Origin of the sequence: Clostridium sp. (assembly GCF_036660475.1) — a bacterium.
Taxonomy (GTDB): domain Bacteria; phylum Bacillota; class Clostridia; order Clostridiales; family Clostridiaceae; genus Clostridium_J.
In genome coordinates this window covers 21,123-30,106 of sequence record NZ_JAVXAO010000020.1, presented here as the reverse complement: position 1 = coordinate 30,106, position 8,984 = coordinate 21,123, and the positions used below count along the sequence as shown (strand labels likewise).

At 30.5% G+C, this 8,984-nt stretch carries 12 protein-coding genes; 7 read left to right on the top strand and 5 right to left on the bottom strand.

What is annotated here, in order from left to right; translation table 11 throughout:
- Positions 1-57: 57 nt before the first annotated feature.
- Entirely contained in the window at positions 58-1,704 is a 1,647-nt protein-coding gene (locus tag RSA29_RS17905) for a recombinase family protein (protein WP_346943762.1), read from the bottom strand.
- 155 nt (positions 1,705-1,859) lie between these two features.
- On the opposite strand from RSA29_RS17905, the gene RSA29_RS17900 reads away from it, so the two are divergent.
- The gene (locus RSA29_RS17900; protein ID WP_346943761.1) at positions 1,860-2,618 is read left to right on the top strand and encodes a hypothetical protein; all 759 of its coding nucleotides are present in this window, start codon (positions 1,860-1,862) and stop codon (positions 2,616-2,618) included.
- Positions 2,619-2,620: 2 nt separating this feature from the next.
- On the opposite strand, the gene RSA29_RS17895 is transcribed toward RSA29_RS17900, so the two are convergent.
- From RSA29_RS17895 to RSA29_RS17880, 4 genes are all read right to left on the bottom strand, one after another.
- Entirely contained in the window at positions 2,621-3,298 is a 678-nt protein-coding gene (locus tag RSA29_RS17895) for a hypothetical protein (protein ID WP_346943760.1), read from the bottom strand.
- A 132-nt stretch (positions 3,299-3,430) separates the two neighbouring features.
- Entirely contained in the window at positions 3,431-4,318 is an 888-nt protein-coding gene (locus RSA29_RS17890; RefSeq protein WP_346943759.1) for a DUF4236 domain-containing protein, read from the bottom strand.
- A 76-nt stretch (positions 4,319-4,394) separates the two neighbouring features.
- Complete coding sequence (locus tag RSA29_RS17885; RefSeq protein WP_346943758.1) at positions 4,395-4,829, bottom strand: ImmA/IrrE family metallo-endopeptidase; 435 nt, start codon at positions 4,827-4,829, stop codon at positions 4,395-4,397.
- Positions 4,830-4,837: 8 nt separating this feature from the next.
- Entirely contained in the window at positions 4,838-5,272 is a 435-nt protein-coding gene (locus RSA29_RS17880) for a helix-turn-helix transcriptional regulator (protein WP_346943757.1), read from the bottom strand.
- A 129-nt stretch (positions 5,273-5,401) separates the two neighbouring features.
- On the opposite strand from RSA29_RS17880, the gene RSA29_RS17875 reads away from it, so the two are divergent.
- The 6 genes from RSA29_RS17875 (at position 5,402) to dnaB (ending at position 8,981) form a co-directional block, all read left to right on the top strand.
- On the top strand, positions 5,402-5,644 hold the full coding sequence (locus RSA29_RS17875; RefSeq protein ID WP_346944620.1) for a helix-turn-helix transcriptional regulator: 243 nt from the start codon (positions 5,402-5,404) through the stop codon (positions 5,642-5,644).
- Positions 5,645-5,699: 55 nt separating this feature from the next.
- Positions 5,700-6,134 (top strand): helix-turn-helix transcriptional regulator, encoded by a 435-nt coding sequence (locus RSA29_RS17870; protein ID WP_346943755.1) that lies wholly within the window; start codon positions 5,700-5,702, stop codon positions 6,132-6,134.
- Between the two features lie 139 nt (positions 6,135-6,273).
- Positions 6,274-6,420, top strand: a complete 147-nt coding sequence (locus RSA29_RS17865) for a hypothetical protein (protein ID WP_346943754.1) — start codon at positions 6,274-6,276, stop codon at positions 6,418-6,420.
- A gap of 113 nt (positions 6,421-6,533) precedes the next feature.
- On the top strand, positions 6,534-6,761 hold the full coding sequence (locus tag RSA29_RS17860) for a hypothetical protein (RefSeq protein WP_346943753.1): 228 nt from the start codon (positions 6,534-6,536) through the stop codon (positions 6,759-6,761).
- 64 nt (positions 6,762-6,825) lie between these two features.
- Positions 6,826-7,680: a conserved phage C-terminal domain-containing protein gene (locus RSA29_RS17855; protein WP_346943752.1), complete on the top strand. Its 855-nt coding sequence runs from the start codon at positions 6,826-6,828 to the stop codon at positions 7,678-7,680.
- Positions 7,680-8,981 (top strand): replicative DNA helicase, encoded by a 1,302-nt coding sequence (gene dnaB / locus RSA29_RS17850; protein WP_346943751.1) that lies wholly within the window; start codon positions 7,680-7,682, stop codon positions 8,979-8,981. The genes RSA29_RS17855 and dnaB overlap by 1 nt, the downstream gene beginning before the upstream one ends.
- Positions 8,982-8,984 lie beyond the last annotated feature (3 nt).

The window sequence follows — 8,984 nt, the reverse complement described above, 5'->3', positions numbered from 1 at the left end:
TGCTGGTGCTAATTGTACTAAAGTGATACATAGGGAAAAGCTTAGTGAGTAAAAAAGTTATTTTTTTTTACTCACTTCTGATTTAATCTGTTCAGAGCCAAGTGGATATATATTAAAATCTTCGGTATCTCCATTCCATGTAACTTCTGGAATCATCGTTTCTATAATAAATTGTTGCTCTTCAATATCAAGAGTTCTTATTATAGAACATTTATCTAGAAGCATGGATATAAAGTCTAAGTTAACTTCTTCTTCATCAATTTTATTAGATTCATTGTATAATTTTATAAGGTCTTCTTCAAGTAAGTTAATCTCATTTTTAAGAGACTTAATTTTTGACATTAATATATCAGTTAAGTCAGCATCAAGTGATAACTTAGTAACTAGGTTATCTATTTGCTTTTTCTTATCTTCAATAGATTTTTTTAACACTGGTTCTCTATTAGAAAGACTTAATGAATCTTTTTTAAGTTTACTTTTATTTCTTAAATTATCAATCAAAGATTTTTTGTTCTTAAAGAGATCTTCTAAAACGATAAGGATTGCTTCATCCAGTTCAGCAACTTTAGCTGGTTTGTTATTACATCTTATATTTTTACTATATTTCTTTAAAGTACAATTATAGTAATAGTGTTTTTTGCCTGTAGCAGGGTTAACGTGCCCATGATTAACAGTCATTGTAGATTTGCACTTATCACACCTTAAAACCTTTGTAAGAAGGGCTGTGTGACTTCTGCCTAGCCTTGGAAATGTTTCTTTATTCTTACTGATAAGATGTTGAACCTCTAGCCATTTATCAGCTTCGATAATTCCTTGATGTTTGGCTACAGCTGCAATCCATTCAGATTTATCTCTTGAAGTTGTCTTAGTACCAGTAGCTCCAGAAGTATATTTTAATTTATTGTAAGTCAATAATCCATGGTTGCCATCGACTTCACCATATATGTTTATATCATCATTAGTTAAGTAGTCACATACATTATCGTTAGCTTTAACATAGATAGGATTATTTAGAATTATTCTTAAACTACTTTTCTTAAAGTCTTTACCTTTTTTAGTTTTATAGTTATTTTGTAGTAAAAAAGTTTCAAGCTTACTCATTGATCCTAGCTCAAGATACTTAGAATATATAAGCTTTACTATTTTTAATTCCTCAGAATTAGGTTTGAGTTTAGACATAGTGCGTTCATTCATATCCTCATCTAAGAAACTTATAGGTTCAGCATCAAACCCTATTGCAGGAGTTCCACCAAGCCATCTACCAGTCTTAGCAAGTTCCATCATATTGTCCTTTACACGTTCAGCAATAGTTTCTCTCTCTAATTGTGCAAATACACTTGCTATATAAATCATGGCACGCCCCATAGGACTAGATGTATCAAACTGTTCCTTGATAGATACAAAGTCACAGTTATTATTTTGAAGTAAAGAAAGTGTACTTGAAAAATCTGCTACATTCCTTGAAATTCTATCAAGTCTATAGCATATAAGAACATCATATTCAGATACTTTATTAATTAACTCCTGGAAGCGAGGTCTATTAAGATTTCCACCAGAATAACCTTCATCTTCATATTCATCTATTTGGAGGTCTTGACCTTTATATTTATTTTGAATAAAGTCTTTACACATTTGGAGTTGGTTCTCTATAGAGTCTCCAGTAGTGCTATATTTTGATTTACGTGAATAAATTGCTATTTTCATAAATTTTACCTCTTTAACAGTATATTTTTTGCATAAGGGTTCATATTGTAATATATATATAAATTTTAAACATATTTATTTTTTATATTCACATTTTTATACGTATGTTATAATAAACATATATTCGTATTAATATTTTGGGGAGGTGTCATTCATTGAAGGAAGTTTGGAAGGTCTATAAAGATGTTATTATTCCACTTGTAATTTCTATATTAATTGTTATAGTTAATATTAAATGTACATTCAGTAGTGACATTGTTGAAATTATAATGGCTTCAGTACCAATTATAATAATTTCAATATCTGTAATATTAAACAAACCAAGGATTATTAATAAAATTATAAGACTTTTAAATGCTAAAAACAATATTAATGTAATTTCAAATACTGTATTAAATGATATATATATCAATCAAAAGGAATTTAGTTCTATAAGTAAATCATACTATAAAAGATTTCCTGAAAATCTAAGTAAAAAGGTATTAAAAGAAGATATTGGAGATTATATTTATAAATCAACAATACTAATTGAATCTCTAGGAATATCTGAAATTACTTATAATGTTGAGGAAAATTCAATATTATTTAAAGTTGAAAATAATATACCATATAAAACAATTTACAAGAGGTTCCAAAATACAAGCAAGAATCTTAATGAATCAATTGCAGAGCAAGGTAAAGGTTATGTAATTAGCAAATCAAATTTAGAAATTAAATTTTTATCAGATTCTGAAGATATCACAAATCCAGTAGTTGCTATGATATATAAGGGGTTTAAGATTAAAAGTTTTGAATTAAAATACGAAGGTAAATACAATTCAATTATAAATATATATAAAGATAGAATTTCAATATTTAATAAAGATAATTTAAATTTAATGAAAGATTTTAAAAATGAGCTAATGTTTTTTTAACATTAGCTCATTAAATTTTTATATATGTCATTTACGAGCAATAATGCATCAGTTTCTTTTGCAGATTTGTAGAGAATAATTCCACCATCCTTTGTAATCATAACTTTCTTTTGAACTTCATTGAAGTTATATACTATAGTGATATTATTAATTTCTGCACCAGCAGCTCTTAGTTGACGATATTTATCTGAGTCTTCTACATTAGTTCCTAGTAATAATAGCGTTGAGATATTAACATCATCTATTTTTCCAAGCCAAATTCCTTGTATTCCTAAAGATTTTTGGTTATCAATTATATCCTCGAAGTTAACAATGGGTTTTGAAAATTTAAAATATTTATTATTTTCAAATGCGTTGAAAAATTGATTAAAGGTATCTTTAGGGCAATGTAACATTAGGTTGTTCTCGCAAGAATTACAGTAAAAAGTGCTATCTTTTATGGCTATAAAAGATTCAAATACTTCATGACTGCCACAAGCTCTTCCACGTTGAGTTGTTTTCTTTTCTGTAGTTAAGTCATACTTGCCTACATGTAAATCTCCAATAGTTAAATTTTGAGATTTTGTAAAAGAAACTGCAGGAGCATCATCAAAAGATTCTATACCTAGTTGTTGAGAAGTTGTGTAGTTTTCATGAGCTTCAGAGAATTTATTAATTTTAAGAATATAATATGGCTCCACTATAGTTCCTCCTATTTTTAGTTAGTTTTAAATTTAATCCTTATAAGTTCGCCGGAACCATCATGTAACAAGCAAGTTGATCCATATAACAGTTATCTGTTATATGTTAATTTACAGTGGACATATATTAATCTAATAGCACTTCTTGCAAGGCCCATAGCTTTTCTGTGCATCAGATAAATTTATTTTAACAGGACTGGTCATGTTACTACAGTTTGAGTTATTATGGTATTTAGTGCCGTTACCAGAACCTGCTATATAAACTTTAGTTACATTTTCAGTAGCAAGCTTATTGGCTGCATCAGCATCAGCTTTAGCTTTTTGTTCAGCAGCAAGCCTTGCAGATTCCTCATCTTTAACCTTTTGTTCAGCAGCAAGTTTTGCTTGTTCATCCTCTTTAGCTTTTTTCTCAGCAGCAAGTTTTGCTTGCTCCTCATCTTTAGCCTTTTGTGCAGCAACAAGTTTTGTTTGTTCGTCCTCTTTAGCCTTTTTCTCAGTAGCAAGCTTAGCTGCTTCATCATCTTTAGTCTTTTCATTATTTAATTGTTTTTGTTGAGTCGATGATTTGGATGCAAGGTTATTACTTTCATTTGGTGTTGCCATAGCTGGTATATAAAATAACAGCATGTATACTGCAAAAACTCCAGATAGAATTGTACGTTTCTTTTTACTATAGTCTTTGTGGAAGTATAGCATACATAGACCAACAGGTGGGAATAGAAACAGCATTACCCACAAAAACCATTGAGATTTATAAAATGGTGGTTTGTTATTGTGGTTATTATTGTTGTTTGGAAAATTATCATTGCTGGTTGATGAAGGATTAACCTTTTTATTAGAGCCTTTAACATCAACATAACTTATTCCAGTGCCAGGAATACTGGCAGTTGTTTGAGTTTTACCATCGGCTCTTTTAGTGTATCTAAACCCTTTTCCCCCAACACTCCAACCTATACCTGATTTTGAAAGATTAACTCTAAATGGCCCAAAATTTTTAGATTTTCTAAATCTAAACCCCATAAAAATACATCCCCTTAATATTTATTTAAACTAGAAATATAGTTTATCCCCAATATTATGTTTAAAGATTAAATTATCATTTCTGAAACTTCAATCTTATTAATTCATGAGGAACCATCATGTAACAAGCAAGTTGCTCCATATTTAATTCCTCTATGTAACATTTATCTATTTCATTTAAGTCTATAAGCAGCTCTGCTGCAAACTTATTAGCTTCATTTTCATGTTTTCCCTTTGGGAAAAGAGTATTTTCTCTAATGAAGTGGACTTCTTTTGAAGAGTGAAGGATAGCATGTCCAATTTCATGTGCCAGAACAATTCTTCTTTCTTCTTCATTAAGATTTGAGTTTATTATTATAAATTTATTTCTCTTAACATTTATATAATACCCTTTGGTATTATCCGAGTATTCTTGAAATTTGACACGTAGATTAAGATAACTAGCTAAAAGAAAGGGGTCTCTGGTACCATACTTTTTAACTAAGTTCCTAACCCTTAGAGGTATGTTCAAAAGACCACCTACTTATCTTTTTTTCTGCCGTATTTTTCTTTATTCATTTTTTTAGATTCCCAAAATAAATCACTTATATCTTTAAAAATTTTTTCTTTATCCTCATCAGCAACTTCATCATTCATAAACATTGCTTTGGCATCAGACATAAAATCATTATGATTTTTCAAGTCTTTTTTGCTTAATGATTGAGGATTGCTAGATTTCAAATCTTTCAATATGCTATCAGCTGAATTTTTTATATTAGTTTTTCCTAGGAGATAATCTAATGATACGTTAAAGTATTCAGCCATTTTAAACTTTATTTCATCATTAGGTGTACTGTTACCACTTTCGTACATAGAAACCGTAGTATTACCAACTCTTAATAATTTACCTAAATCAGTTTGAGTCATATTATTAAGTTTTCTTAGTTCTTTTATTCTATCAGCTAAAGTAACCATTTTAAATCACCTCCATATATTTATCTAATTAAATGTTCAAGTATATTGTACTTCAAAAATAAGGGATTTAAAACACACTTCAAAATATTTGAATAAATTCAACATAAACTTGTTGACATTTCAATATACTTGAAGTATTATAAGGCTAATAAGTTCAAGAATATTGAAGAAAGGATTGTTGGTATGAATGAATTATTAAAAGTATTAAGGATTAAAAAAGGTTGTACACAAGATGAAGTAGCTAAGATACTTGGATATAAGAGCAAGAGTGGATATTCAATGCTTGAAAATGGTAAGGTTGAACTTACTATTCACAAAGCAAAGATATTAGCTAAATTTTATAAAGCAGATATAAAAATTTTTTTACAATAAAACTTCAAGTAAATTGAATGTAATATAATTTTAATTTAAAAGGTAGGTAATGTGAATGTCGGTAGAATACAGAAATATTTATCAAATAGCACGTGAGTCTACAGGTTTTACTCAAGAAAGAGCAGCAGAGGTAATAGACATATCAGTTGAAAGTATTAGAGCCTATGAAGGTGGTAGGAGAATTCCACCAGGTAAGGTTGTTATAAAAATGATTGAGATATATGATGCTCGTTATCTTGCGTATCAGCATTTGAAAACGAGTGAAGAAGTAGGACGAGCATATTTACCAAATATAGAATTAAAAAATTTACCAACAGCGATATTAAGGCTTTTGAAAGAGGTAAATGATTTTGTAAAGTGCAAGGATGAGTTAGTGGATATAACTTGTGACGGTGTTATAAGTGAAAATGAGAAGGACCGTTGGAGATGTATATTAAAAGAACTTGAGGATGTAGAAGAAGCAATAATGGCTTTGAAATTTGCTAAGTAATTATAATGTTAAGTTTTTGTAAATATGGGTTTAAACCAATTATTATAAAAATTTACCCTATAATAACTATGAATAGAAAATCACAGAAAGTTACAACAGAGAATATTATATATAAATAATAATTTTATGGAGTGTAGATATGAAAGTTAATGTTTTTTGGCCAGAGGATATAACCGAATTAGAAAATAAATTTATAGATGTATTAAGCGACACATTAGTTAGAAAATTAGATAAAGCTGAAATTAATAAGTTGATTGATATTTTGGAAACTACAAGTATTAGCTAAAAAAGCATTAACTACTAGCTCGTATAGAGCTAGTAATTTTAAAACTTATAAAGTTACATATTGATGTTGTTTAATATCAATTTATAAATATATAAATAACTGGAGGGATAAATTTGAATAAAAACGACATTATAACATATTTAAATTGTATTAGAGACACAAGTAAAGATGAAGATTTATCATGTGATGTTATAGCTTTGACAGTTGCATTAAATGCTATAGTTGCCCTTGATAAAATTAAAAAGAATTTGGTGCAAATAGAGGCACCTAATACTGGAGATAGTTATATAGACGATTCTTTAAATGTTATTAATAATGTATTTAATGGAGTTGAACAATAGCGGTAAGGATACATAATACATTTTGAAAGAGGTAAAACAATTAAAAAAGTTAAGAGGTGATAACATGAAACATACAATAATGGGCTTTCAACAAGAAAAACTTATGGAGCTTGGGCTTGATCTTCAAGACGCAGCCATTCTTAGGTATTTTATAGATTTTAAAAATACAAATGTAATGAAAAGTGAAGTTGTTGATGGCAAGGTATATTACTGGGTTGCATATGGCAGTGTGACGTCTGAACTTCCTATGTTAGGACTTAAAAAGAGAGCAATTATGAAAAGATTTATAAATCTTAGAGATGTAGGGGTACTTACACATTATACAAAAAAAAGTGAAGGTACTTATTCGTATTTTGGAATTGGGGAGAGATACTTAGAGCTTATAACAAGTACAGTGGGTGACAAGGATTCTAATGCGGAGGTTAAAACTAATATTAAGAATGAAAATAATGACGATGGTGTGCACGAAAAAGCACAAGGGTGTGCGTCAGAAAGCACAGCGGGTGTGCGTCAAAAGGAACACCGGTGTGCTTCAGAAGGCACAACAAATAATCCTTCTACTAAATATCCTTTTAATAATAATGTCGAGAAAAAAAATCTCGACGAGTTTGTGTTAAAAGTTATTGATTACTTAAATTCAAAAACTAAAAAGAATTTTAAAGCTAATACTCTAGCAACTATAAAATTAATAAAGGCTAGATGCACAGAAGGATTTACTCTAGAAGATTTTAAAGTGGTTATTGACAATATGGTACTAGAGTGGACAGGCACCCAATGGGAAAAGTATTTGGTACCTACCACGCTATTCGCTGGAAAGTTTGAGAGTTATTTAAACGCAAAATGTAAAAATCATATTAAAGCTGATGAGGGACCAATTAAAGAAAAGGTTATGCCAGAAGTTATATGGGGGGGATTTTAATGGACAAGGTAATGCCACAAAATATTCAAGCAGAAACTACAGTTCTTGGAGCAATAGTTGCTGACGGGGAGCAGTTCAACGATGTAGAGGATTTATTAAACTGCAAGGATTTTTACATGGAGAGACATGGAATTATCTATGGTGCAATGAAGAGTTTAAACAATAAGGGTATAAGCATAGATGCAATTACAATTGTTGAGGAGTTAAGGGGTAGAGGGTATTTAGAAAAATGTGGAGGAGTAACCTACATAGCTGAGTTAAGCGGTTCATCAGGAGGATGGGAAAACATAGTAGGTCATGCAACCATAATTAAAGAAAAATCTGAAAGACGCAAATTAATACAAGCAGGTATGAAGCTAATAGAGAATAGCTATGAAAAGCCACTAGGGGAAGTAACTTCATCAATGGAAAACACTTTGGATAGTGTGGCAGATAAAAATAAAGATGGAGACATTGTTTCAATAGGGGATGCACTTCAAACTGCAATAACTAACATCGAGGATAAATTTAAGAATGGCGGTAGGATCATAGGGAAGAGTACAGGGTTTACTCAACTTGATAGTACTTTATCAGGACTTCAAAGGGGAGATTTTATTGTTATAGCAGCAAGACCATCAATGGGTAAAACGGCCTTTGCTTTAAATCTTGGTCAAGCAGCAGCGTCTCAAGGTAATGTGGCTATATTTTCCCTAGAGATGCCACAAAGTCAGCTGATGGACAGACTTCTAGCAGCTAAATGCTTAATACCTTTAAGTACTATAAAGACAGGTAAGTTAAGTCCAAAGGAATTTGAAAGGGTAACTCATGGAGCATCAAAACTAGCTAATGCAGGATTATTCATCGATGATAATTCAACATCACTTTCAGACATAAAAGCAAGATGTAGGGCATTAAAAAAGAAACATGGCCTTGATGTTGTGATTATAGATTATCTACAGTTGCTAGAATCAACAGAAAAGACTTACTCAAGAGAGCAGGAGATAGCAAAGATATCTAGGGAACTTAAGAAAATGGCAAAGAAGTTAGACATAACAGTAATTTCACTAGCACAGTTATCAAGAGCACCAGAACAAAGAGCTGACAGGAGACCAATGCTATCAGATCTTAGAGAATCAGGTTCCATAGAGCAAGATGCAGATGCAGTAATGTTTCTTTATAGAGACGAATACTACAACGAAGAGAGTAATGAGCCAGGAGTTGCAGAAGTGATAATAGGGAAAAATAGAAATGGAGAAGTTAAGACAATAAAACTTGCTTGGCGTGGAGAGTATCAACGGTTTGGTGATTTAGCGATGAGGTAATTT

Bases quoted from the DNA above. Each gene is read 5' to 3' on its own strand.
- RSA29_RS17890 (WP_346943759.1), bottom strand. From the start codon at position 4,318: ATGGGGTTTAGATTTAGAAAATCTAAAAATTTTGGGCCATTTAGAGTT.
- RSA29_RS17880 (WP_346943757.1), bottom strand. From the start codon at position 5,272: ATGGTTACTTTAGCTGATAGAATAAAAGAACTAAGAAAACTTAATAAT.
- RSA29_RS17870 (WP_346943755.1), top strand. From the start codon at position 5,700: ATGTCGGTAGAATACAGAAATATTTATCAAATAGCACGTGAGTCTACA.
- RSA29_RS17865 (WP_346943754.1), top strand. From the start codon at position 6,274: ATGAAAGTTAATGTTTTTTGGCCAGAGGATATAACCGAATTAGAAAAT.
- RSA29_RS17905 (WP_346943762.1), bottom strand. From the start codon at position 1,704: ATGAAAATAGCAATTTATTCACGTAAATCAAAATATAGCACTACTGGA.
- RSA29_RS17855 (WP_346943752.1), top strand. From the start codon at position 6,826: ATGAAACATACAATAATGGGCTTTCAACAAGAAAAACTTATGGAGCTT.
- dnaB (WP_346943751.1), top strand. From the start codon at position 7,680: ATGGACAAGGTAATGCCACAAAATATTCAAGCAGAAACTACAGTTCTT.